The organism is Amycolatopsis kentuckyensis, from assembly GCF_002155975.1.
Taxonomy (GTDB): Bacteria; Actinomycetota; Actinomycetes; order Mycobacteriales; family Pseudonocardiaceae; genus Amycolatopsis; species Amycolatopsis kentuckyensis.
Window position 1 is genome coordinate 1 of record NZ_MUMI01000839.1, and the last position, 697, is coordinate 697.

A 697-nucleotide genomic window follows, 5' to 3' on the forward strand; every position below is an offset into this window, starting at 1 on the left:
GCGCGGAGGGTCCCGACGACTACCACGGCGAACTGCGCATCCGCGACGACGCCGGGCCGTCGTCGCGGATGCGCAGTTCGCCGTGGTAGTCGTCGGGACCCTCCGCGCCCCACGTCAGCGACCGGGTCGCCGGGTCGGTGTGCAGCCACGCCTCCCCGGCCACGCGCTCGCCGTGCACCTCGGCCTCGACGTGGACGCTGTCGCCGCCCTTCGGCTCGGCGACCTTCATCTCCGGGAAGTAGCGGGGCAGGTTCTCCGGGTGGCTCAGGAACGCGAACAGCTCGTCCGCGGGGATGTCGGCGGTCACGCTGTGGCGGTACTCGGTCATCGGGTCACTCCTCGTCAGCGGTCGGGATCGTGGCCGGATACCCCTGATGCGGTGCATTAAAAGGGTTCGGGCGGGGAACCCCGAAGGCATGACGGCCACCGAACCCGAGACCCGGGCGCTGACGTGGGGCGCGGAGGGTCCCGACGACTACCACGGCGAACTGCGCATCCGCGACGACGGCCCGGCGTCGTCGGAGATCACCGTGACGTTGCACAGCGTCCGCGAGGCCGACGGGGACGAGGTCCAGCAGGGCTTGGAGCGCACGGTCGCGGCGATGACGCACGCGGTGTCCGCCGACGCCGACGTCGAAGCAGCCGAAGGCCAGGGCGGCTGGACCTCCTACGACGACAAGAGGGACTCGTCGAGCTG

General features: G+C 71.3%; 1 protein-coding gene and 1 pseudogene. One reads left to right on the plus strand and one right to left on the minus strand.

Annotated features, from left to right (window positions below; translation table 11 throughout):
• Positions 1-19 precede the first annotated feature (19 nt).
• A complete protein-coding gene (locus CCN39_RS48520) occupies positions 20-328 on the minus strand; it encodes an SRPBCC family protein (RefSeq protein ID WP_244211366.1) in 309 nt (102 codons plus the stop codon).
• 88 nt (positions 329-416) lie between these two features.
• Here CCN39_RS48520 and CCN39_RS48525 point away from each other — a divergent pair.
• Positions 417-697: pseudogene (locus tag CCN39_RS48525) on the plus strand (SRPBCC family protein); the annotation flags it as partial.